General features: G+C 44.0%; 23 protein-coding genes and 1 pseudogene. 12 read left to right on the top strand and 12 right to left on the bottom strand.

Annotated elements, in window-relative coordinates:
- Positions 1 to 431: 431 nt before the first annotated feature.
- Positions 432 to 1391 (top strand): LysR family transcriptional regulator, encoded by a 960-nt coding sequence (locus tag JK628_RS23280; protein WP_202288895.1) that lies wholly within the window; start codon positions 432 to 434, stop codon positions 1389 to 1391.
- 82 nt (positions 1392 to 1473) lie between these two features.
- Here JK628_RS23280 and JK628_RS07480 read toward each other — a convergent pair whose 3' ends face one another.
- Positions 1474 to 3837 (bottom strand): OmcA/MtrC family decaheme c-type cytochrome, encoded by a 2364-nt coding sequence (locus JK628_RS07480; RefSeq protein WP_202288894.1) that lies wholly within the window; start codon positions 3835 to 3837, stop codon positions 1474 to 1476.
- 148 nt (positions 3838 to 3985) lie between these two features.
- Positions 3986 to 4951 carry a LysR family transcriptional regulator gene (locus tag JK628_RS07475; RefSeq protein ID WP_202288893.1) on the bottom strand — a complete coding sequence of 322 codons (966 nt, stop codon included), beginning with the start codon at positions 4949 to 4951 and terminating at the stop codon, positions 3986 to 3988.
- Between the two features lie 289 nt (positions 4952 to 5240).
- On the opposite strand from JK628_RS07475, the gene JK628_RS07470 reads away from it, so the two are divergent.
- The 7 genes from JK628_RS07470 to JK628_RS07440 all read left to right on the top strand — a co-directional run bounded on the left by JK628_RS07470 (position 5241) and on the right by JK628_RS07440 (position 9572).
- On the top strand, positions 5241 to 5414 hold the full coding sequence (locus JK628_RS07470) for a hypothetical protein (RefSeq protein WP_202288892.1): 174 nt from the start codon (positions 5241 to 5243) through the stop codon (positions 5412 to 5414).
- A 70-nt stretch (positions 5415 to 5484) separates the two neighbouring features.
- The gene (locus tag JK628_RS07465) at positions 5485 to 5967 is read left to right on the top strand and encodes a cytochrome c3 family protein (protein ID WP_202288891.1); all 483 of its coding nucleotides are present in this window, start codon (positions 5485 to 5487) and stop codon (positions 5965 to 5967) included.
- Positions 5960 to 6640 (top strand): 4Fe-4S dicluster domain-containing protein, encoded by a 681-nt coding sequence (locus JK628_RS07460; protein ID WP_202288890.1) that lies wholly within the window; start codon positions 5960 to 5962, stop codon positions 6638 to 6640. Before JK628_RS07465 ends, JK628_RS07460 begins: the two co-directional genes overlap by 8 nt.
- Positions 6637 to 7578 carry a cytochrome c nitrite reductase subunit NrfD gene (gene nrfD / locus JK628_RS07455; protein WP_202288889.1) on the top strand — a complete coding sequence of 314 codons (942 nt, stop codon included), beginning with the start codon at positions 6637 to 6639 and terminating at the stop codon, positions 7576 to 7578. Before JK628_RS07460 ends, nrfD begins: the two co-directional genes overlap by 4 nt.
- 15 nt (positions 7579 to 7593) lie before the next feature.
- On the top strand, positions 7594 to 7884 hold the full coding sequence (locus tag JK628_RS07450; RefSeq protein ID WP_202288888.1) for a cytochrome c3 family protein: 291 nt from the start codon (positions 7594 to 7596) through the stop codon (positions 7882 to 7884).
- 47 nt (positions 7885 to 7931) lie between these two features.
- Positions 7932 to 8306, top strand: coding sequence for a hypothetical protein (locus JK628_RS07445; RefSeq protein ID WP_202288887.1), 375 nt, complete (start codon positions 7932 to 7934; stop codon positions 8304 to 8306).
- 957 nt (positions 8307 to 9263) lie between these two features.
- Complete coding sequence (locus tag JK628_RS07440) at positions 9264 to 9572, top strand: hypothetical protein (protein ID WP_237524164.1); 309 nt, start codon at positions 9264 to 9266, stop codon at positions 9570 to 9572.
- Positions 9573 to 9821: 249 nt separating this feature from the next.
- On the opposite strand, the gene JK628_RS07435 is transcribed toward JK628_RS07440, so the two are convergent.
- The 7 genes and pseudogenes from JK628_RS07435 to nfsA form a co-directional block, all read right to left on the bottom strand.
- Positions 9822 to 9998: a hypothetical protein gene (locus JK628_RS07435; RefSeq protein ID WP_202288884.1), complete on the bottom strand. Its 177-nt coding sequence runs from the start codon at positions 9996 to 9998 to the stop codon at positions 9822 to 9824.
- 5 nt (positions 9999 to 10003) lie between these two features.
- Positions 10004 to 10297 carry a prepilin-type N-terminal cleavage/methylation domain-containing protein gene (locus JK628_RS07430; protein ID WP_202288883.1) on the bottom strand — a complete coding sequence of 98 codons (294 nt, stop codon included), beginning with the start codon at positions 10295 to 10297 and terminating at the stop codon, positions 10004 to 10006.
- Positions 10294 to 10515, bottom strand: a complete 222-nt coding sequence (locus tag JK628_RS07425) for a hypothetical protein (RefSeq protein ID WP_202288882.1) — start codon at positions 10513 to 10515, stop codon at positions 10294 to 10296. Before JK628_RS07425 ends, JK628_RS07430 begins: the two co-directional genes overlap by 4 nt.
- A 58-nt stretch (positions 10516 to 10573) precedes the next feature.
- Positions 10574 to 11992: a hypothetical protein gene (locus tag JK628_RS07420; protein ID WP_202288881.1), complete on the bottom strand. Its 1419-nt coding sequence runs from the start codon at positions 11990 to 11992 to the stop codon at positions 10574 to 10576.
- A 727-nt stretch (positions 11993 to 12719) separates the two neighbouring features.
- Positions 12720 to 13028, bottom strand: a pseudogene (locus tag JK628_RS23275) (transposase); the annotation flags it as partial.
- Positions 13029 to 13454: 426 nt separating this feature from the next.
- A complete protein-coding gene (locus tag JK628_RS07415) occupies positions 13455 to 13796 on the bottom strand; it encodes a zinc ribbon domain-containing protein YjdM (RefSeq protein WP_202288880.1) in 342 nt (113 codons plus the stop codon).
- A gap of 264 nt (positions 13797 to 14060) precedes the next feature.
- Complete coding sequence (gene nfsA / locus JK628_RS07410) at positions 14061 to 14783, bottom strand: oxygen-insensitive NADPH nitroreductase (RefSeq protein ID WP_202288879.1); 723 nt, start codon at positions 14781 to 14783, stop codon at positions 14061 to 14063.
- A 190-nt stretch (positions 14784 to 14973) separates the two neighbouring features.
- Here nfsA and JK628_RS07405 point away from each other — a divergent pair, with 190 nt between their 5' ends.
- Together JK628_RS07405 and JK628_RS07400 are read left to right on the top strand one after the other, a co-directional pair.
- Entirely contained in the window at positions 14974 to 15972 is a 999-nt protein-coding gene (locus JK628_RS07405) for a helix-turn-helix domain-containing protein (protein WP_202288878.1), read from the top strand.
- Positions 15973 to 16113: 141 nt separating this feature from the next.
- Entirely contained in the window at positions 16114 to 17118 is a 1005-nt protein-coding gene (locus tag JK628_RS07400; protein ID WP_237524163.1) for a lipid A deacylase LpxR family protein, read from the top strand.
- A 106-nt stretch (positions 17119 to 17224) separates the two neighbouring features.
- Here JK628_RS07400 and JK628_RS07395 read toward each other — a convergent pair whose 3' ends face one another.
- Together JK628_RS07395 and bshA are read right to left on the bottom strand one after the other, a co-directional pair.
- Positions 17225 to 19456 (bottom strand): cation:dicarboxylate symporter family transporter, encoded by a 2232-nt coding sequence (locus tag JK628_RS07395; RefSeq protein ID WP_202288877.1) that lies wholly within the window; start codon positions 19454 to 19456, stop codon positions 17225 to 17227.
- 27 nt (positions 19457 to 19483) lie between these two features.
- Positions 19484 to 20668, bottom strand: coding sequence for an N-acetyl-alpha-D-glucosaminyl L-malate synthase BshA (bshA, locus tag JK628_RS07390; protein ID WP_202288876.1), 1185 nt, complete (start codon positions 20666 to 20668; stop codon positions 19484 to 19486).
- A 311-nt stretch (positions 20669 to 20979) separates the two neighbouring features.
- Here bshA and JK628_RS07385 point away from each other — a divergent pair, with 311 nt between their 5' ends.
- Both JK628_RS07385 and JK628_RS07380 read left to right on the top strand, forming a co-directional pair.
- Complete coding sequence (locus JK628_RS07385) at positions 20980 to 23139, top strand: LruC domain-containing protein (RefSeq protein WP_202288874.1); 2160 nt, start codon at positions 20980 to 20982, stop codon at positions 23137 to 23139.
- Positions 23140 to 23150: 11 nt separating this feature from the next.
- Positions 23151 to 23654, top strand: a complete 504-nt coding sequence (locus JK628_RS07380; RefSeq protein ID WP_202288872.1) for a hypothetical protein — start codon at positions 23151 to 23153, stop codon at positions 23652 to 23654.
- A gap of 248 nt (positions 23655 to 23902) precedes the next feature.
- Here JK628_RS07380 and JK628_RS07375 read toward each other — a convergent pair whose 3' ends face one another.
- On the bottom strand, positions 23903 to 24487 hold the full coding sequence (locus JK628_RS07375; RefSeq protein ID WP_202288870.1) for a hypothetical protein: 585 nt from the start codon (positions 24485 to 24487) through the stop codon (positions 23903 to 23905).
- Positions 24488 to 24712: the final 225 nt, after the last annotated feature.

Genomic DNA, 24712 nt, shown 5'->3' with positions numbered 1-24712 from the left:
TACACCATACTTTTACGTACCAAAGAGCGTAAGCGTGAGGCTGCAATCACAATATTTATGAACCTACTGGAGCACGCCATTCTAACGTATTCAATGATACGCGAATCGACACAAGTGAGGAAATGCCTGAACTCGTTAAGAAGCGATACAGTGTGATACTGGCCGAGTTTCAGACTAGGCTATCGTTACAATCAGGCACCGACTCCTGAATATAAACAAATCAGAACAGCATGGACAGTCGAGGTGTAGGTGGAAAATCGTCCGCCAATTCATACGCGGGTTCACCGATAACCAAGCCACTGATTTCTATTCCTTAAAAATAGGTTAACGATGTAAACAATCTCCTTTTTCAGGGGCTAAAACCAACACGAATCACACTAAATTTTGCCTATACCTTGTACATTATCCAAGACCGATACAAGGATACAGTCATGTCGAACAATACCAGCGAAAAGCTATCAAACATTGATATAATTACTCTCATTATTTTCACGAAAGTATACCAAGAACGGAGCGTAACCAAAGCTGCTGTAGCCACGAAACTACATGCTTCTAAAGTGAGTCGACACATTGCTTCACTGCGAACATACTTCAACGATGAACTGTTCTACAGACGTAAAGCAGGACTAGTCCCGACCGACCTAGCCCACAGAATATATAAAGAAATAACCCCAGCCGTTAACACGATTACGAGTAGCCTATCCTCTGATAACAACGGATTGTGTAAAGCCAAACTTACGGTACACGTATGCCCGCGCTTGATGGGAGTCATCCCCACAGCAATAGTTAACAGGAGTGCTGCACTGGGCATAGAGAGTGATTGGTTTATATTCCGCAGCAAGACAGCTAAATCGGAAGAGATGATGGAGAACGGGGAAGTCGACATCATGTTCTCTCTTGATGAAATATTCACAGACGGCATTGAGTCTGAACGAATTGGTGCAGAGAACTCGCTTCACCTTGCAGCCGTTCCGTCACACCCCATATGGGACGAAGAAGTCGTCACCCTAGAAACCATCGCTAGCTATGGTTTTATGTACATGGCCTCTGATGGATTTAACGAGCGCATAGATCCACTACAGTCCTACTGCCGCAAGCACTCTATAGAGATAAAAGAAACACTTGAGGTAAACAACCTCGATGAATGGGCAGCGAATATCAGCACTGGTCGATACCTTGGGTTTGTGGGAACTAAGAGCCTCATAAGTTATGTATCAGGCCGCAGCAACATTAGAGTAGAGGCATTGCCAGAGGGAGCAATGGACGCATTGCATAACTCGCTAATGCAGCCAGCGTACTACCTAAACTATATGGCTTCCGAATGGGACGAGAACTACAACAAAGCAGTAGAAGCACTAAGGGTTATCTACGCCGAAGTCACTGCCGACTAGGCAAGAAAAAGCCCCTGTGATGATTCAGGGGCTAAAAGTTTGTACGGGGGAACTGGCAGGGACTAACCCGCACACTTTTTCTTTAGAACTTGTGGAACTTATCTACACCGAAAGATTTACCTTTCGCATGGCACACACCACAGCTCTCAACTGACATCTCTTTCGTGCCACTAATAGACTCTGGCAACAAGTTACCCTCGCTATCGAACTCTGCCACATACGCGCCGTTAGTCTTGAAGTGTGCAATAGCCGCCTTGTCAGAGTGAGCGTGACAACTACGACATGCTTCAGCAACAGGCGAGATATAGCCTACTGCTGGCACATCATCTTCTAGCTTCTGGCCTACCAAGTGAGGAGCAATCCAAGTGTCTGTAACTTGAGTGGCAATCTTACCTGAGAACAGCCCACCATCAGTGCCGAACAATGGAGACTCTTCTTTGTGACACACTGAGCAGTCAGTCTTAGAAGCTGAATAGCCCTTTAACTCGTCCTCAGATGTTAAGTAAACACCGCTTGGATCTTGTGAATCCCAGTGCCCGCTGTGATAACGGTGAGTCACTGTCGATAAGTCACGGCTGTACACTTCGTACTTAGTTGTCTCAGGCGTATCTTCTCCTGGTGCAAACTTAGTGACTCGGCCATGGTAAGTGCCTGTGTTTGTCTCATTGTGACAAGCTGAACAACTGCCAAAGTCATCAACGCCGTGTACGTGTGCCAACTTAGGAATGGTTAAGCTGCCGTGACAAGCATTACATTTGGCTTCAGAAACGTTCATACGGCTTTCATCAGCGAAGCGAGGAAGGATTGGGTTGTCGCCGTTGTCAGTGGCCATGTTCCAATACTTAGGAGTCATTTTAGCCGCTACAGCGTAATCAAGACCTGAATGCCCTGCATCCTTACACTCTGCTAATACCGCATTGCCTACTGTGTCTTTAGCAACACATACCGCAATGTCAGAACTAACCCACACTGTCTTGTTGCCAAGGTTTGCGAACTCAGCTTTAAAGTCTTCCATAACCATGTCTTCAGTGATGGTCATGGTGAAAGATGAGTCTGTAGCATCGAACTCTTGATCAAAGACGCGAACGTTATGATGATACTCAGGGATAATACGATGAATAATACCTTTACCAGTCACTACGCCGATAGGCATATGGTGTTCTTCGGGGATAGACTTAAGAACTTCAGCAAGAGTCTCAGTCATTAGAGGTTCACCGTTAAGATTAACAACAACCTTAACCGCTAGCTCTACGCCGTCAAACTTAACGCTTGTTACGTCCAGAGATACAAGGTCTGTACCTTCAGCGCGCAATCCAACAGAGTGAGCACCTTCAGCGCCTAAGCTTCCACTTGTATGACAACCTAAGCAAGCTTCATCACCGTTAGGCACGATACCCGCATGATTCTCACCAGTAGTAAGATTAACGGTAAGGTGGCAGCTAACACACGCTCCCTCATTGACGATCTCTTTCCAAGCATTGTTGTCATGGCATGAAGAACAGTCGTTAAGCTCATTAGGGAAGCCGATATCGCCAAAGAAGTCATGAGCCATACCTTGCAATGGCATGCCAAACTTAGCTTCAGCCTGATGACCTGCATGTAACCGATGGATCATCTCATCAAAGTTGATGTTCCAGCCGACATCTGTATCAAATAATGGGTGATTTTCTAACGACGGGTTATGACATGACACGCATGCCTCAACAGTCTGGTAGTTATGATGCGCCTCAAGCTTTGCGATGCGCTTGTCGCCATCTTCAAAGCCTTCTATAGAGCCATGGCATGCAATACAGGACTCAGTACTTATTGTCGTCTTTGTCGGCGTGGCCAACTCACCTGTTGATGGGATGAACGTTATTGGCGCTGCAAATACCTTATCACTAATGTACTCACCTTCAGCATTCTTCATCTTATACAAACGAACGATTAATCTGTTTACCGCATTAACGTCCGCCCCTTTTAGGATCACTGGCGCTTGACCTTCGTGATCCCATGTTGCTTCGTATGTCCCCACTTCAGTCTCTGTCAGCGTACAAGTATTAACGGTCTCTCCGTCATCTTCCATTGTGCCTTCTGGGGTGCAATACAGATATCCCCCTGGCTCATTTGTCCATACGTGGTTAATCCACTCACCGTTTTCGTCTTCAGATGAGGCGATAAGCGTTGCCTTGTGTATCCCTGACAGCGGAACCCCAAAATTATTAGTTGCTTTAAACGTTACAGACAGTGGCTTGCCATCACTCATGGATATATCGGCAGGGGTGAGATCTAACTTAAAGTCATAAGCCTGTTCAATTGTGGTTGTATAGGGTACAGGGGAAGTACCATCTTGCCCGTTCTCGCCATCTGTGCCATTAGTGCCATCTTTGCCATCGCTACCACTACAGCCAGCTAGCACGAATGCCACAGCTCCAGCGACAAGACAGCGTTTAAAATTGTTCATCATTTTTATAGCTCCGAGTTTGTTTTTGTAAGTACTCGCCGCTAGTTATAAAAGTTTTTTTCGGTATCAACAAATTTAAAAGCTGGGTTCTTGAAGCCCACATCACTCCTCGAAATATAGAAACACAGTTCCTATAAAATGCATTTTGTGACTAGAACAAGATCTCGAAACCAAGCTGCTCGATCCGCTGTTTTAGCCATAGAAAATCTTGCTTCTTATTCTTCGTGCTATACACCAGAGATATGCTTTGCTCGCCAACTAGGCCATACATATTACGGGCTTCAACATCGGAGATCCTAACCCCATGCACGCCTTTAGTTTTGCCTGTTTCCTCGTACACAGACGAACAAGCAGTAACCGTGACGTACTCACTACCAGCAATACAGGCTAACAACGCTGATGAACTCACTGTCTCCATAGCAGATTGCAGAGGCAACGACTTACGCGCGCAATACTCCTGATACTTACTAGAGTACCGAGACTCCGAACCGGTATCACACCACACGTGCGGATACTCAGCGATAGTCTCAAGACTAATCTCTCCGGACAGTAAGGGGTGCCCCTCAGCGCATGCTAAGTACAGCGAGTTTAAGGACGCAAGTTTTGTGTGCGATAGGCTCTTATCAAGTAGGTTCGCAATATCAGAGCCGTCGGAGCTGTAGATACCAAAATCTGCCGCACCAGAAACAACATCATCGAGTGAGCCGCTGCCCCAAGCTTTGACATTGAGCCTCAGCTTCTTGCTGCGGTCATCGGCTGCATCGAGGAGTGGGTTAAGTAATGACTTAGCTAAAATATCAGGAGCTACTATGTTGAATGTCTTAGCTGCACCCTCAGCCGTATCCACTAGAACATTCCTAATTCCATCGAAACTATCCATTAAATTCTTAGCCGCAGGGTAAATTCGATCGGCAAACTCATTAGGTTCTAGGCCATGCTTCTTGCGGACGAATAGCTCATTACCGAATGCGTTACGAATACGCTGAATACTTCTGCTTACTTTCGGAGCTGGTGCGCCCATCTCAGTGGCCGTTTCGGTTACTGAGTGGTTCTCATAAACGCTAATAAAGATACTGATGCTCAGTAAATCCAAAGACAGTAACAACCCGTTATCCATAGCGACAAATCCTAACCTGTAAAATTAACTTGACGCCACACTACCAATATTACCAACGGTCAAACAGCGGATTTGTAGTTGTAGAAAACAATTAATTAAAAACTGTTAAGCCCATATGACATTCTAAAAAAGTGGTATTCATCTTCTATAAAATCCAAACAAGACTACCCGCCCAAACATCGAATCCAGAAATGACTAGCGCTGAAAATTTGAGTTAAATCGTACTAAGAATCCGACAAGTTTCGGTTTCCAAACGACTAACAATTTTAAGCAACATAGGGAATAAACCATGAGCACACTGGGATTAATGAGTTACCTATTCATCTACGGCGTCCTGTTCGTCATCGTACCGTTCGTAGCTATCGTTTTTGTAATGACCTGCATTAAGTTCTTCAAGAGCGAAGAGCATGAGGAGGATGAGATCCTGACTAAATGCCAGAACATGGCTAAGGGAGAACAGTAACTCCGTGAACAAGGCAACTAACCACCAACCTCGGCAGCCACTATAAATGGCTGCCAACAGAGAACTACTTATGCGACAACTACACAAATACATTTACGCAATGGCACTAGCCACAGTGCTATCCCCACTACAAGCAACCGCTAAAGCCGATGAACCTAAGCTAGACATCAATGGCAACAAGCAATGCATCATGTGCCACAAGAAAAACGGCAAGATGTTTGGTGTGCACTCGGCCAACGACCTTGTCATAAAATGTCAAAACTGCCATGGCCGCAAAGAGGGGCACCCACGTAAAGCCTCAAACCTCCTAGGCTTTGCTGAAAAATCAAGCGCCACCGCAATACAGCAAGTCGCGGCATGCGAGAGCTGTCACTTAGTGTCATCACAAGGTAGCAAAGAGTGGACGCACACCGTACACACCAACAAAGTGAACTGCGCAAGCTGTCACAAACTGCACAGTAGCAACGACCCAATGTTCGGCCTAGAACCAGAACAACGAAGCCAGATATGTGCCAAGTGCCATGCAATAAAAGAGGACGCACAAGGTGAATAATCCAAGACGAACGTTCCTAAAATCAATGTGTGCATCTGCCGTTGGTGTAGCCAGTGCTTCTATTGCAGCATCAGCCCACGAAGGCCATCAGCACGACCCAAAAGTCCGGTATGGCATGGTACATGATGAAACGAAATGTATCGGATGCAACCTGTGTGAACAGGCGTGCCGCAAAACAAATGACGTACCAGAGGGCGTGAGCCGTCTAAGTATTGAGAAAGAGGGACCCTTCGGTGACTACCCAAACCAGTACTTCAAGTTTTCGCGTAAATCATGCCAACAATGTGAGGGAACACCTTGCGTTAATGTGTGCCCAACAGGCGCGGCTAACTATGACGAGGCCACAGGTATTGTGGCTGTTGACCCGTGGAAATGCGTAGGCTGCCTATACTGCATAGCTGCATGTCCATACCAGATCCGTTTCATTAACCCTGAGACAAAGGCCGCGGATAAATGCGACTTCTGTAAAGAAACCAAGCTAAAGAACGGTGAACAGCCAGCGTGTGTAACAGCATGCCCTACCGAAGCACTCACGTTTGGAAACCTGCAAGACCCAGATTCAAAAATCGTGCAGCTACTAAAAACCACAGCACACTACCGAACTAAGACTGAGTTAGGAACAAGACCAAAACTGTTCCGCATCGCAGCCAAGACGGGAGACTTAGCGCTATGAGCCCTTTTCACTTCGACAGTTTAGTATGGCACTGGCCAATCGCTATATATCTATTCTTAGCTGGTATATCAGCAGGCGCTATCTGCTTCGCTGTACTGCTCAAGAACTTCAAGCTTGGCAAAGATGCGCACAAGTCACCATTCGTGCGAGCAGCGTGTATTCTAGCCCCATTGGCCGTATTTGCTGGCCTCGGAATTCTAGTAATAGACCTGACCAAACCATTCGACTTCTGGAAGATTTTAGTCTTCTATAACCCGACATCGATAATGTCTATTGGCGTTGCCGTGCTGATGGTTTACCAAGTGGCGCTATTCGCTTGGCTTGCCTGTTTATTCAAAGAGCCAATACAGACATGGTGTGCGGGACGCTGGTCTGTAGTCGATAAAGCACTTGCAGCCCTAACGAAACATGAGCCGACGATCACAGGTCTCCTAGTGGTTTTGTCTATGTCACTTGGCGCGTACACAGGCTTCTTATTATCTGCCCTGACCACATTTCCAATGCTAAACAATCCTGTACTGCCGATGCTATTTCTAATATCGGGGATATCCTCTGGAGCCGCAGGAACACTTATAGGTGGTGTTCTACTAAAAGGTGACCCAGATGGTAAGGAGGTGCACTTTATCCACCGCATTGAGATCCCGCTGATACTTACAGAGCTAGTGCTGCTATTCACCTTCTTCGCAGGACTCATCGTGTCAGGCGGTCAGAAGCAAGTAGCAGCAATGGCCGCTATTGGGACTGGATTCTGGGGCGCTGTATTCTGGCTGGGGATCGTAACACTCGGCCTAACCACACCACTGGCGATGAACCTATTCATGGAAGCATCTTCAAAACGAAAGCTGTCCTACGTGGTAGTAACCGCATGCTGCAGCCTGTTGGGTGTTTTACTGCTAAGAAACTTCATTCTTTACACTGGCCAGATGACGGTCGCTTAACCACGGAGAGACACCATGCTAAAACCTTTAGGACTTGCAGTGCTACTAACCATATCCGGCGCAGCTGTAGCACAGACAACCGCAGAGACCCATGCAGAAATGGCAGGTTGCGAGTCTTGCCATCCAGACGGTTCACCAACTACGGAATTAACATTTGAAAACGAGAAGTGTGTCGAGTGTCACGGAGCACTAAACGAGTTCGCTGACGAAACACATCAGAAGCACTTTGAAATGATAGCCTGTAGCGACTGCCACGTTTCCCATAGCGAAGAATTGCCGAGCGATACTTGCACTAACTGCCACTAACAACAAACCTTTCCCGTTAACGCGGGAAAGGTAGCAAGAGGACTACCATGCGCCTAACGAACTTCCTTAAGACATATCGCAGTGCAAAATCGCATACGCTGAATGAGCGCCTTGTGCTGTGCCACATTGCGGGTAGGCGAAATGCGACGCTATCACAGGCTCTAGCCCTCATTAATCTATCCAAACCAAAAATCATGGAGGCTATAAGAGGACTCAATGAACATGGACTAACTCGAGTGAGACTGAACGTCATTGAGCTTACATTCAAAGGAAATAGTTTATTCGACCCACCGCTACCCGCTACGTTCTCACACCCGCCATCGTTGCCAAAAGTGACAGAAGACTTTGGCTGGCCTGTAACCGAGCTGCCAGAAGGCCTAGGCTGGTCGCATTCACACAATGCCAATGTTGAATTTAAATAAGCCCTCTAGCTAAAATGTAGGAAGGGAGGTCGGCGGCCTTGTTTCCTAAATTGATTGAATCTTTGCCGTTAGCGTGATCTAGAGTGGTCTTCTGGCTCTTCGTTATGCGCGAAGTCATAAGGGTCATACTCATCTTGATGGCCTCCCGTTGACTCCCAGTATTGGTAAGCTGGGCCACACTTACCGCACTTAGGGCAAGTGAGCCAGCCACACGTATCACACTCTTCGTCAATAGTAGTCCCAAACGCCGTATGGCATAGAGTAAACCTAGTTTTTTTATTTTCATTATTGGCCATAGCTATTTATCTATATACTGTTTTTGTCTCTCGCTGAATGAACGGGCCTGTTTCAGCTATAGCTTCTAGTATTTTTTTCCTCTCCCCAAGGTCTAACTTCATAGTGCTGGTTTCTGTTGGTCTAACGCTTAAGGGTCGTTAGCAGTAGTATCAATGTCGAAGTAAGTAAATGCACTCGCAGCTTCCAATAGCATAACTTAGCGGATAGCTTGAACAACTGGCTCTAGCCATGAAGCAGTTAAGCTATATCCAAACTTTGATGTTTAACCACCTAGCAAGATCTGTTCTGTACAAGTGCAAAGGCCGTTAAATACCTGCTCAATTTTTAGGCTTTAGCGCTAATATTACTTACCACGTTAGTTCCATGTTTCCACGAGGAGCATTCTACATGCAACAAGCTGGGAGTTAACGTTCACGTCCTCCTAAAACACATAGTAAACGCACAATTCCTTCACCGAGTTAACGTTAATCATATTTTCGACCAACCAGATTGTTTGGAGGGTATTGAATTGAGTTCCCTCCTAAAGAATTGTATTCTTGACGAAATGAAAAGTTTGGAGATGAATTTTTGGATAAAGTGGCTGATATAGGTGATCTCGATGAGCGCGAGGTCATGGAGTCCTTCAGAAAGATGAAGCGACATGTTGGAATTGTCTACTTCATGAACCCAATTAGACTTGACTCATATAGGAACATCGACGATCCCAAGTATCGCGAACCAACCAATGCAGAAGTTATACATGTCATAGATACCATGATCTTTATTGGTCACTGCAAGACTGATATTGCCAGAATGCTTGGCCTCAAAACCGCGAGTAAAGATAAGACAAAAGTACTTAGAAAGTGGTGTGATGGTGAACCAGATGAGGTATCTAGTATCCCTTACTCATCCTGGGTTCACTTATTAGTATTAAGCGGTAAGACATGTTTATACAATGCAGTACCAGAAGATGGATGGACTAGATCTTAAAAATTACTAGTAAGCAAGCAGCGTTTGTGACCCGCTCTAAGCTAGGCTGTGAAGAGGAGACGTTGGTAAGTTATCTTCGACATTGAAAACACCGATTCCACATCGCAATCATCGCCGCTAATCCAACCTTTATCTTCATCTTGTTTTCCTTGATAAACTCCATCATTAATGGTGGAGAACTATCAAAGCGTTACCCAGCGCCGTCCGTAACTCTGAAGTCCCACACCTATATATTTCTGAAAGACTTCCTTATCTGCACTCAACTATTTCTAAACTGTATTTTTTTGTGTCGTTTGTCGCTGGCTTATAAACAAGCCAGCACTTTCTGTCAGCATGAATTTCTGAATAGATCCAAGACTCACCAGCCCCAAATGTAGGAGTCACTAGCCAGTCAGCACTGCCTGTTCCACCGATGGATTGAGTCATGTTATCTACCAGACTTGGCAAGTCAGCATAAGCATTAGTTGGATAGCCATAAGCGAATACATCACAATCAGGACAAAATCTGGTGCCGCTGAAGCAAGCCCTTCCTTACCTTCTATAGCCATCTTGGAATAAGACATGGCTAAGGCACTATCAATCACTCCTTTCATCGTTTTAAGAGTAGCGTTGGCCGCATCGTCACCCAGATTAATAAACCTAGGTGCTGCTATTACAGCAAGTACCCCTAAGATAATGATCACTACTATCAGCTCGATAAGCGTAAAGCCTTTTTGCTTTGTCACTTTTCAGCCTTAAACGATGATGTATCTTCAGAGTGGCTACCGCCTTTGTTAGCTATTTCTTTTCTCAGCATATATAGGTTCTCGTTCACTGCCTTTAGCTCTTCAATAACCCTGTCTGCTCTTCCCTTAAGGCCAAAGACGGCGAATGGCAAGACGATCCAAGCTATCGTGATTAACGAGGCTACAATCGCATAAACAAATATTGGTATTCCGTACATTATGTTGCTCTCATTGTTAAAAAGCCGCCCATAGACGGCTAGGTATATTATTTTGTCGCTAATTGCTTGTATCACTACATAGTGATGTATCTAAGCTGTCTGCAGACGTGCCGCACTCAGTCTTATGAGTTCCGTCTTTGTAGAATGTATTCCTCTCCCACTGGCCGTGACTGTCATGCATTGTCATGACCTGTGTAGGGTCGTCGCCCGATACATCTTCGACTCTATACCAAAAGTCAGAATCGAAATTAGACTCATCATAGAAGCTGCGGCTAATCCCTGCCGTTACCGCCTCAATGTCGCTACTGGTAATAGTGTCCGTAATGCCTGCCAATTCACGAAACTGGTTAACATTTCCTGAGTGGTAGACAAACTCAGCATAAGTACGACCAGTGGATGAGGTGTCACGAACAAGCTTAGATTGCACTAAATTACCTTCGTCCATAGAAGCGCATTGCTCCCAGCCCTCCACAGCACCTATATAGGTACTGCGAATTCCAGACGTGCTTTGTCCACTAACAGTTTCAATCTCTTCATCATTCGAGCAACTGTAGTTATCACTTTCTTGCTCAACTGTTACAGTTCTTTGAATATTTAGGCCGTCACGTTGAGTAGAAGCCATTACTTGTTTGCTGAATAATCCGACCAAGTGATTCAGATCTTCACTAACTTCATGCGTTTCAGATTCAAAATTACCGCTTGATGCCTGCACAAACGAGGTTCGATACCAGCTATCGAGATAGTGGCCTTCACTACTAAACTTGCCAGAAAAGTATTCCACCCAAACAATGCTGGCATCTGGATTACTATCAATCAGTTCTTTTGTTTCTACGTATGACTTCTGCAGCGAAGGAACAATTGCCTGAGCAATAGCGTGGATCTCAGTGTCACCAGATGCAACATAGTCACCGTATAGGTCATTAACTGTTATGTTGTATCTTCTGGCGACTCGCAGCTCTTGGGCAGATAGGCGGCTCTTAATGTCTTTTCGCAGCTCTTCCCCATTTAAAATCGTTTCGCATGTTAAGGGCGCGGTGCTATCACCCTGAAGCTCTCTCTCTACCTGATCCCATACCACGGAAGTTAACGGGGTAAGGTTAATAAGGTCTTGATCGGTTGTTAGCGTAAAATGTGGAGGAAACACCATGGTGTACGCTTCGGTGATCGGCGTATCAGGATAGTCAGTGTCTATAGCGCCTACAGGCACATCTACAGTTACGGGAACGTATTCAGCGCACTTGGCATAATTGTCAGAAATATGGAGAGCAAACTCCCCCTCCTCCTCTGTAACTGTGCTTGGCTCTTTAGGGTCAAGTTGGCCATTGAAGTTAAGATCAAGAAATACGGTCGCCCCGATGATATAGCCGTCTATTGCCTTGCCACTGACTAAAGAGGATGAGTTTTCTGATGACGAAGATCCTCCGCCACAGGCTGTTAATGCCGTTGTTATAAGTGACACTAATACAAGTTTTTTCATTGGTACAGATCTCATTGCTAAAGCCGCTCAAAGACGGCGTGGAGTTGGTTAATAACGGCTTGCGGTTTTAATTATCTCTTCAGAAAGGATATAGATAACATCAAAACTATCGATTAAATGCCTTGTTTCAGTGCTGTTTTCATCAAGCAGACCTACCTACTTCTGCAATCAGTAAGCAAGTAAACATAAATAACCTCTAGTTTGCATATATGCTTCAATTTTGATGCTCATGTTGCAGCTCTCGTCAACTTGTTTCAACGGCGAGCATCCTACACTCAGAACTGGAGGGTTACAACACAATACCCCTCCAGTTAACAACAAAAATTACTACAACCCTCCAAACCTTGATATAATTCATATTTTGGAGAGCCTTACCAACTAAGGAGTAAATTTCATTATTGCCTCGATTTTGACAGTAATCTTCTCATCAAATAGCAATAACAAGAGATCCATATTGGATAACCTAAATAACCTGCTTGGTATAAATGGGCACGAAGTCGCTGAGGGATTTAGAAAGGTAACAACTCGTTGCTTAATTGAATTTCAACTGCACACAATGACTCGACCTGCAGCAACAGCAATGCCACCGTCAATCTACTTATGAATGTTAAACAGGGGGAATTCTAGCGTGAAACAGAATTTCTGACAGGGGTTGTTAACTCAAGATTTTGAAGGGCTGCTGGATTCAAGTAATAAGTACAACGAACAGTAAGCTAGCTAAATTAGGCTACCAACCATCTTCTAAATACCGACAACACTTAGCAAAATGACGGCGCCGTTTTTGTAGATGTTCGCAGTAATTTGTAAGCCCTTGAGTGGTACCAACTGGCCCATGAAATATCTTACCAAACTCAGAGGTGAGTTTAATCCAATTGTCCGTTGATATATTCAACCTATTTATAATCTTAGATGAACTGGCAGAGATACTGCCAAGCTTGTCTTAACGAAGTATTCGACCCGTTTTATCCACTAGCTATAGATAATCTGGTAACGCAAAGTTAACCCCTTCTGGCTGGTTAAACCGTTCACCTCCAATCTATCGCGACCTCACAACATTGATCCAAGAGTCACACCGATTGCAAAACCAATAAAAAGACCAGAAATAAATATTTTCTTGTTCTTTAACGTCCCATTCCAGCTACTCTTTGAACTATCAGAGTTCCATCTGTTCTCATTCTTTATTTTATTCACCCCCCACTTTAGCAATAGCTAAAGTTTAGTAAGAGGATGCAATGTTCGCAATTTGCTATGGGTGGCTTTATTTAACTCCCTTTTAGCACTCTAAAGAGATAGCAGTGCTCTAAGCGATTCTGCTTTATTCGCTGGCTTAAGAGCCTCTTTCTCTTTATTGAAAAGTAGCCATAGATGAAACACCCAACGGATTTCTTTGGGGCATAAAAAAACATCTGCTCTAGGCAGATGTTTTTATAGTTTGCAGTAACCAGTGCGACTCGAAAGTCGGTTAGTTTTGCTTTCTTACAAACTTAGATTTAAGCATCATATAGCCGTGGCCATCGACCTTACAATCGATGTCGTGGTCGCCGTCTACGAAACGTTTGATAACCGCTTTGGTACCAACTTTAAGCACTAATGATGACCCTTTCACTTTAAGGTCTTTGATTAGTGTCACTTTATCTTCTTCTGCTAATAAATTGCCGACAGCATCTTTTAAAATAATTGCATCTGGATCAACGATAACTTCGCTAGGATTCCATTCATGAGCACATTCAGGACAAACGAGCTGTGAACCGTCTTCGTATACGTATGTTGATTCACATTTTGGGCATGTTGGGATAGCGCTCATGGTATTTTCTCTTTAATAAATAATTTGTTGAGTCGTGCTTAATAGACCACTTCTGATAATGATCATCGATACAACTCGCTTTTCAAAGACTCATTATAATCAAAAATTCCGATATCATCTAGATTGAGGATCTTGTCCTGTGAACAAGCCTAGATTGTTGATACCGATTCCATTAATTAGAATTCGTTTTCAACAGGTTATTTTGTCTATTCACTGCGCTTCATTTGCGCTAACAATCATGAATCAGCGATTTGCGTTCACTGCTCACTTAACGCTAAAGCCTTGGCTATTAAGATATTCTTTCATAAAGGGCCGTGATTCTTTGCTCAGCGCGGCTTTAACATGTTCAGACCAAGAGGTTTGCTTGGTACTGCTACTACGAGCAGCATAATAGTCACGAATATGTTGGTCATATTCAGCCAATACGACTCTGTCGAGTTGTTGATACTGGTCTTGATGCACCACAATATTGAGTGGCAGACGTGGTTTGGGCTCAGGCTCTCTTGCAGGGTAGCCTAGACACATACCAAATAGTGGCAGTACATGCTCTGGTAACTCTAACAACACGGTAACTTGCTGTGGGTTATTGCGAATACCGCCAATAAACACTCCACCTAAACCTAACGACTGCGCTGCGAGCAACGCATTTTGTCCCATCAATGCTGTATCAACGGCACCGATTAAGGTTTGCTCAGTAAAACCGAGTTGCGCTTCAGCATGGATCTGTTGATGGCGATTAAAGTCTGCACAAAATACCAAGAACTCAGCAGCGGATGCAACATAGTCCTGGCCTCCGGCACATTTAGCCAACTGTTGCCGTAGCGATGGGTTTGAGACACGAATAATGCTAGTACATTGAATAAAGCTCGATGTAGAGGCTGCTAACGCGCAATTTAAAATCTGTTCAAGCTTCTCCACTTCGATGGCCTGCTCAGTATAATGACGTATTGAACGGTGGCGCATTATTGTTGCTATTGTCGAGTTCATATCAACTTCACCTATTGCATTTAGTGCCACCAGCCTACTTTTCTAACCTAATAACAACTCACCATACTTCAGGTCAATTACGCAAAGCTCAACGATAGTGCCTAAGCATTAAATGAGTCAATTTGCCTAAGCCAGATGATTGCGATAATAATAGAAGAACTAGCCAGCAACGCGACGGAGGATTGTAATCATGAGTAAAATGACACCGCTGGTTCCTTTAATCAAGTCACAATATGCAATTGCTTTTATCGATATGCTTAAACAGATCGACGATGATATCTATCCCACCATTGCAAAAGCACAGTTACCTGAAAGTATCTCAAATATTGAGCATGACTATGTGCCGCAGCTCCCGCTAATCAATTTATTGAATATTATTGGAGAAAAAGCAGGGCCAGATAAGTATAGCCAGCTAATATGGCAAGCTTGCCGACAAGTATTTATTCCAAGCTACATAGATAAAATAAAGCATGCGAAAACCTTAGGGCAAGCACTCAATGAGTTCTGTGTGTTTTTCAACCGAGAATCAACTCACTCAACGGTAAAGCTGCGCCACTTGTTTGGGCGTCACTGGTTTGTACGAGAACATCGCTTTGGCAAAGAGCTGTTAGCGGATTTTAGAGAACATTTCATTCTCACTTTCATGATCGAACTGGTTCGTGGATTAACACAAAGACAATGGTCTCCTAAAGAGATTGCATTGACTATCGACAGTACAGGCAAACTAGAAAAAAACTTACTTATCAATAACTCTCAATTCTATCTCAACCGCAGCGTCACAGGCATATCGTTATCGAGTAAAGAGCTCGCACAACCTATCAAACTCAAACTGGGTTGGCATGAAACTCAAACTGAACAACCATTAAAGCCAACCCTATTTGCCGATTCATTAAAGCATGCATTAAAGCCATATTTGGGCTTGGGGAGACTCTCCATTGAGTCTGCAGCAAGCATTTTGGGGATTCAGGTAAGAACCTTACAACGTCGTTTAAAAGTAGAAAATGCAAGCTACTCTAATATCGTAGAAAACATTCTCTTTAGCCAAGCCAGTGAGATGATGACAGACAGAAATATTCCAATCAGCCGTATTGCCTCATCTTTAGGCTATTCAGACTTGCCTCACTTTTCACGTGCATTTAAGCGTATAACCGGGCTTTCGCCTCGAGCCTATCGACGACAACACAGCTAAACATTCGCCTAAGCCATTACCCTTTTGCCCGCGCATTTAGCGTATATACAAGCTATGGCTTTATCTATATGCTGAAAGCGTTAGTTTTATGTATATTCTCGCCTGAAATCATGCATTGAACTTTACATCGAGGAGTCTCTTTTGACCTTCTTTCACATTAATCACACTGCATTGAATAAAAGCTCTGTAGTAACAGTACTGATATGTGCCACTCTCTCTATTCCCGCTCAGGCAGATCAATGGTATTTAGGCCTCGATAATGACGTAGTCATTGGTGATGACGGCGACTTCTCCAATGGCATTGTTTTTGGATGGCAGACTGCCGACACCAATTTTTCTCAACCATTTTGGCCGTTAACCTGGCAAAAAAATCTACTCTTTTCGCAACCAAGTGGACATATGCAATGGGGCGCAAAAGTATACCAACGCATGTGGACGCCCACTGAAATTAAACATGACTATGCTCAGCCTAACGAACGTCCCTATGCGGGTCTGTTAGAGCTTGAAAGCTTTACCGCTGTCTATAGCAGCCAGCTGGCGCAAAAAAACTGGTTTGGTGTGGGCGTCATGGGCCCAGCTTCCGGTGCGCAAGCAACACAGGAATTGGTACACAAAATTACCTCTTCCACATCGCCGCAGGGCTGGCAATATCAAATGGAGAGTCAACTCACGCTGCAATTGGCCTATGAAGCAGATTACCTATTAACACGGCAACAAGCTTTTAAAGACAGTAGCTGGGAGCTCAGTGGTCATAGTTATTCGCAGCTGGGTAACTTCCGCTCAGAAACCAATTTAGGAGTGACATTGCGCTGGGGGGATGATTTAAGTCAGTCTTTTGGCCAATTAAGCAGCCATCAAGGTCATTACGGCCAATATAGTACAGCAGCAAAAGAGAGCGGCAGCTGGACTGTTTTTGCACGAGCTCAGGCGGGATACCGCTTTAACGACCTCAGCATAGACGGTAATTTACCCTATGACTCATATGTGCAGCTAAAGCATGAGCAAGCACAAGCGAGTGCCGGCGTTATATGGGCATTCCCGAGCTGGTCTCTTAGTTGGCGCTTTGATTTTTATAGCAAGGAGTATGAGTCAGACTCGCAGGACTGGCATGGTTATGGGGTACTTAGCTACAGTTGGATTATGTAACTTGTATATACCCATCCTACCTGAAGATGCAGGATTCAGTGGGATGGGTATACGACGTCTTTTACCTGTTTGGCCTTACAGATAAAGGACATCGCCTTTAAACAGATTACTTATCGGCATCAACCCAATGCAGCACATCTTTTATCACAGACCAGCGGGGGGTTTTAGGTTTAGCGTTTTCACCTAAAATCCAGTATCCATATAAGGTGTCGACATAACCCGATGACTTTTGGATCGCTAACCAGCTATTGAGAAATGTTTGCAACGAGGCATTATCTCTGGCAACTGCATATGATGCAGGGAATGATTTTATCTCTTCTCGATTATAGAGCGTGGTATATTCTGGATACAAGATAGTCCAGGTCTTACCCGCTTCAAGGCTGATCATTAACCCGTCCCATGTTTTACCATCATCTTCAAAGAACAGCCGGTCAGATTGAATCGTTTCAAACTCAAAATTTGGAAACTTCTTCTCAAGGTGAGGCATTATCGAATAGGTACCTACAGACGCTATTTTAATGGTGCCGGCTTCGCGCATCATTTTGTCAGTTTTGAATTCATCGGCGCGATGATCTTTCACCACAAATGAGTAGTGAAGATCGAGTACAGGGGTCGTAAACCCAACGTACTCAATACGCTTGGTCGTCATTTGTAACCCTGAAATGGCAATATCAAATTGCCCTTTATTGATGGCGCTCAACACGTTGTCAAAGGTGTAGGGGACAAACGCGATTTTGACCTCCATTTCTGCTGCTAGCTTCTTCATTAACTCAACGTCAAAACCGACCAGTTGATCTTGCGCATTATAAAAAGAGAACGGCACCTGAATAGGGTTATATCCGATCCTTAATATGCCACTCTCTCTTATCGCTGCTAAGCCTCTTGGGCCTGTCGCTTCCGCCAGCTCTTCCCACTTAAAAGCAGTTACTTGATCGGGAACCTTCTCGGCAGCACTCATCTGCGCTACCACTTCATCCATGTTGTATTCAGTATTAACAATACTACTCAGCAGCCAGCTAGACGCTAATAAACTGACGCCGACGACCACTGGCGTTAATGCGCTGTACATCAGTAACCTTGTCATACTGACTTTAGCAATGCCGACTAGCATAGCTGTGCCTCCAACCGCGAGAATGAAGATATTCATTGCCGCTAGTAACGAAGTAAATCGGCTGGTGAACAAACTAGAGACCATATAAAGCTGAAATAGATCCGATGATAACTCAAGCGAATCGAGTAACATTGGTATGGTTAGATATACGCTACCAAATAGACTAATCAGGCCATTTATCGACATGGGCAGATAGGTTAAAAAATCTATCTCCTTACCTGAAAACCACGCCGCGAACAGGACAAAAACAATGGTCAATAACTTACCAAGATTAGGAAAGCTAAAGACCACTGGGATAATGATATTGGCGTAATCATCTGTTTGTTGATTGCCAATATTGTACTTATGAAATAACTCTTTAGTACGCTGAATAAGCAGCGGAATAACAATGAATATATTTCCGGCGGCGAAGGCAGTAATCATGGCATCTTTAGCTATGCCAGTAATATCACGATATGAGAAAGGGGTAATAGTGGCAAGAATTGCCGGTAACACCCAGTAGGTCAAAATGATAGTCATCACCACGTGCGCCACAAAATACACCTGCAGCTTTTGAAACTCTTCAAAATCCATGGTGCCAGCCGTGGCTGCTGTCATGGCAAAAATACCTATCGGCATCAGCTTTACAATGCTTTGAGTCACCTTATTAAATGACTCACCAAGCAGTTGCATTGGCCGCATCAAGGATTCTTTGTTGTCGATGGAGATCAGTGCTATACCAGTTGCAACACAGAACAATACAATCGCTGGAATATAGCTGTTTGATAGCGAGAAAAATGGATTTGAAGGAATATATATATCTAACAGATTAATCGAGTTTGGATCTTGTAGCGCGGTTAAACTAAAAAACTCACCCGCTTGCCAGTCTGGAAAGGTGTATTTAATCAGAAACATCGTCAGCAAACCGAACATCCAGATCACCAACATCAGCTTACCCACTTTAACGCCCAGCGACTTTGCTTGATCCATGGTCAAGCTGCCTAAACTAGAGATAAGCGAAACAATAATATAGGGAATAATGGTCATTTGAAGCAGTTTAATAAACGCATCACCTATAACGGACATCCATGCTAGCATCTCACCAAAGAACAACCCTGAAGCAATACCAGCGGCAAAAGACAATAACACCAACGTCGACATGCTCATCTTTTTATTCGGCTTTTCAATAAGCTCTTTTCCGAGTTCACTATCGCCCTGACTGTCGGCAACCGTCGCTTTATCAACCATAATCAAGCCTGTCCTTTTATTTGTATCTTATTTGCAGTTAACCTGCAGATCTATCCCCAAATTCCTTGGATATACGATGTCATCTTCGGCGATAGCTTCGTAATAGCAGTCCACGTATTGGCCGATTTTTTGTTCTGGGCTAAACAATGCTCTTGCTCGGCGGCGACCCGCTTGCCCCATCTGTAGTTGCTTATCTGGATCGTTCAAAATACCTGCCATTGCTTTTGCCATACCTACTGCATTATCAGGGTCAAACATAAAACCGCATACGCCCTCCTCGACTACCTCTGGAACCCCATCAACATTACTGCCAACAGTCGGTACCGCACAGGCCATAGCTTCGAGTAATACCATGCTAAATGACTCTCTGTAGCTTGGTTGGATCATGCAGTCAGCATTGGGAAGATATGTCTCCACATGCGTCACAGCCCCCATAAAAGTGACCTGCTGCAAAATATCGAGTTTTTCACACTGCTGTTTAATCCTATCGATATATGGCCCGCTTCCCAGTAGCACTAAACGAGCATTTACCTTTCTAAGCAGCAAGTAAAACGCCCTTACGACGGTATCGGTATTTTTAAGCGCTCTAAAATTAGATACATGCATCACCACTTTTTCGTCATCCATTGCCATTTGTCGGCGGATATTGATGTCAGCATTCATCGGAGTAAAAACACTCAAATCAATGAAGTTATGGATAACTTCTATGGTTTTGTCTTTTTCAAAATGGCCATAGATATAGTTACGTTGATAATCTGAAACCGTGGTCACTTTAGTGCTCTTATGAATACTGAATTTATTTAACGGATAAAGTGGTTTATCTTGGCCAACAATAGTGACATCGGTACCGTGAATAGTGGTGACGGTAGAAAATTTTTGTCGACTTATCTCACTGGCGAGATATGCGCATAGCGAATGTGGTATTGAATAGTGAGCATGAACAACATCCAGTTGATACTGCTCTGCAACTTCGACAATCTTTGCCGTTAAAGCAAAAGTATATAGAGGATCAGCAAAAAGCGGATAGTTAATAGCTTCAACTGAATGAAAAAAGAGTCGCTGAGAATCTTCAATTAGCTTGAAGGGTCTAACACTGGAGATAAAATGAACTTCATGACCGAGCTTTGCTAAGCCGAGACCCAACTCTGTTGCAACTAAACCCGAGCCACCAATACTGGGGTGGCACACTATACCAATGCGCAGTTTTGACATAGATCTACCACCACCTGAAACAATAGTTAATAAAATGTTAGCTATCGATAAAACTTAGCACTGTTATAAGAGTTAAGCCAAGTCGTATAAAAAACATACGCTACCTTACTCGGCCTTTAACCGCCTTAACCAATAGATATTGCTCCCCCCTCTGCCTATCCGATTGGTTATTTCGATTTGCAAAATGCAATTTATTGATCTTAAAACACCCAAGCAAATAGATAACACATTGATTTATAACTGCTAAAAAAACTGGCACAGCTTATGCTGTATTCAACTTACTTTGATAACGTGACAGTGAGAGATGCATTATGGAAAAATCAAAATTTATTTCATTTAGCTGCAGTTCACCTTTAATTCTGAGTCTGCTTATATCAGCGAATGTTAGTGCATCTGAACCCTTTAGCGCTTGTCCAACCGAAGCATTTGTCATTCAGAAGCAATCCAATACACCAAAAACCTTCGGCGTAAACCTTGCGACAGGTAGCTACGTTGTATTGTCCAATGATATGGGCACAGGCAATGCATTTAACGGTGTCGGCTTTAACTACCACGACAACTACATTTATGGCTGGGACTATTCAAACGCAACGCTTGGTAAGGCTGGCAACGACTATCAAATATCGGCTTTGACGGTAATAAAAGATGCGTCAGCTGCAACTGCAGGTAATTTTTATGTTGGTGATGTCGCTATCGCTGAAAACATCTGGTACGGCTACCGTAAAGGTAAGGGGTTATTTAAAATCCCACTCGATAACCCAGCAAGCTACAACATGACTATCGTGCCTGGCAGTAAAGAAAATGCCAGTTACAACATAACAGATTTAGCCTTTCACCCCACCGATGGCCACATCTACTCGATCAGTAATGGCTCCGTCGGTAAGCTGCTCAGAATAGATGCTACAACCGGCGAAGCAACAGATCTAGGGACTGTGATCACCTCTAGTGGCAGTAATTTCATCTTTGGCGCACAGTTCTTTGATCCCAATGGCAACCTATATGTAAGTAACAACAGCAACGGTAATATCTATAAAGTTAATGTCAATGATGCCTCCCCAAGTACTGTGCTATTTGCTTACGGACCGGCATCATCAAGTAATGACGGCGCAAGATGTGCTTTAGCAGAGGTCATCGTTGGAGATTCAGTCGACTTTGGTGATGCGCCAGATTCTTACGGCACATTATTAACATCAAACGGTGCTCGACATGCCATAAGCGACGAGCTGTACCTTGGGGCTTCAGTTGATAATGAATCAGATGGGTATGCCTCGCCATTATCAGATGACGTCAATGACGGCTCTGATGATGAAGACGGTGTGGTAATGCCTACCGGCTTTGAACTTGGTGAAACCGCTATTTTACTAGTGACCGCTACAGGCAGTGATGGCTACCTTAATGCATGGTTTGATTGGAACCAAAATGGCAATTTTGATCTAGAAGAACAGATCATTCTCGGTGAACCACTCGACAACGGTTTAAATACCATCACAGTTGCGGTACCTAGCTGGGCGAAAGAGGGTCCAACTTGGGCACGCTTCCGTTTAAGTACTCAGCAAGATATTGCTGCGACAGGGGGCGTTGGAGATGGTGAGGTCGAAGACTATGCAGTAACGTTGACAGAAACAGGCGTGACCATCAACTATTACCCTTCATCATCAACCTATACAACACTTGCTTATGAGGATCTTTATCCTGACCAAGGTGACTTTGATATGAATGACGTGGTTGTGCAACTGCGGATCACCGAGTATGTCAAAGACAACAAAGTGAGACGCATTGGTTTTGATGCACAGTTAGCGGCAATGGGCGCAGCCTATCACAATGGTTTTGCTGTGCACCTTCCCGGTGTGAGTAGCAACAAAATCAAAGAATCTCTTATTAGTTGGACTATTGACGATATAGTCCAACTAGAGTCACCTTTAGAGGCGGGGCAGACCAACGCTGTATTTATCTTTACCCAAGATCTATCCGATTTCGTCACGCTTGAGCAAGGCTGCGAATATCTAAGAACCGAAACAGGTTGTGAAAGTGCCTTTAGAACGACTTGGTCACTTGAGATCCCATTTGAAACCCCGGTATCAGAAAGCCTCATACCCGCTTTCCCCTATGACCCATTTATCTTTGCCACTCCCAACACAGATCATGGTCTCGCCGCTAAAAATGCTGTTGGTGCTAATCCTGGTCGTCAACTAGAAGTGCATCTTAAGAATCAAGCACCGACAGATAAGTTCTCCAGCAATTATTTTGGCTACAGAGAGGACGCTTCCAACCCAAGTGCTGGCCAGTACTTTCAAAATGAAAACGGCATGGCTTGGGCGATTGAAATCCCGGTCGATTGGAAACATCCAAAAGAGAAAGAACGCTTAGATAATGCCTATACCGAATTTGTCGATTTTGCAGCCGACAGCAGCGGTGCCACCAACCCAACTTGGTATGAAAATGCTAACCAAGCACTTATCTTTAACGATTAAAGGAGAATGCCATGAAAACTGAAATTGAAAAATTCATCAATGTACCTTGTGGTCTTATTGCATTTTCATTATTCGCATTAACAGCCTGTGGTGGAGGAGGAGGAGACGGTGGTGACGCAAGTCCAACGCCAGTACCTACCATTACGGCGACACCGGATCCGGACCCGGAACCAGCGGCAGATCCAACATCATTAGATGACCTCGTTGTCGATGCTGACAACGCTTTGCAGTCATCTTACATGCTGAGAATTGCTGTCGATATGAGCAGTCAACGCAGAGGTTACTTCTCTTTATGTGACGACTACACAACGCTGGGTGGAGCTTACGCAGTGAACTTCGACTCATGTTTATTCAGAGGGCCTTTAAATGAGGGGAAACTGAGTAAGGAGCTAAAAATTGCCAACCATGAAAGCCAGCTAATTGCAGTTATTTGGTTCTATGAAGGCCAAACTCCACAGTATTTGGAGTGGAGCTATATGACCGACAACGAAGAGCAAATATTAACAATGAACTAAACCCTATAGCCGATACTAGACTTTTCATCGATGCTATGGAGAGCTTAAATATTTAGTCATCTGAGGGAGCAAGGCCGAGCTGTTCATGCTCCTAGTCTCAGCAAAACAATACTGAGCAAGCGCGATTTCTACTTGCTGATAATAGCAACTCCATTAAAACAAAAATGCCAGGTTATTAACCTGGCATTTTTGTTTCCATCCAACCTGAATATGCAAGATTTTTTAGGACGGCTATATATTAAATCAGCCTATTTTTCATTCTCAATAAAGTCATCTGAAAAATCTGTTTCCCAATATTTATAGGCCTGAACCGTCGCCTGAGCTGCTGCGCCCATTAAGTTAACTTGGTAAGTTTTTACACCTGAAACATCAACCGATTGATTTGCCGATGCTTGATCGCCACTTTCTTCGTATTTGGCACTGGCTTCAGCCTGCGCTTGGCCTTCATAGCCAGACTCTTTGTAACGAGTCAAGGCATCTCTATCCATGAAAGCTTGAACAAAGGCTAGTTGCTTCCAGCCAATGCCTGCACCAACGCCACCGGTGGCAAATCGGTAATAAGAATTTTTGCTTCCCTCATGCAAAACACAAATTCCACCACCGGTCGATAGTGCAAACAGATAAGAATTACTTCCAGTACAGACAACATAACCCACTGACTCAGCGACCGCTGACTTCGCTGCTGGATGCTCCTTATAGATCTCTTGCAATGCCGATTGAGTCTCTTCACGAGCATTCATCTTTTTCGAGTCGGGACTATCACCCGTTGCACAGCCTACAAGTAGCACTGGAACTAAAATTGCAGCAAACTTAAGCTTATTCAGTTGGAACATAGTTTTATCCTTTTGCTAAAACAACAGTGGGTACAAATCAGCACCCACTTATATAAAATGACATCCGCTAAAATACTCGGCTATATAAGCTATAGCACAAGATTCAAACTATTGATTCGACTATATATCATTATTTTGCTGAACCAAAGTTGAATAACTTTTATCTAAAATAGGTAATGTCACTACAGCAACAATGCTAAAACTCCATGAAAATATGGCTTATAA

Source organism: Shewanella sp. KX20019, assembly GCF_016757755.1.
Lineage (GTDB): Bacteria > Pseudomonadota > Gammaproteobacteria > Enterobacterales > Shewanellaceae > Shewanella.
The sequence above is the reverse complement of the archived record's forward strand: the minus strand, read 5'-3'. Positions and strand labels throughout refer to the sequence as shown.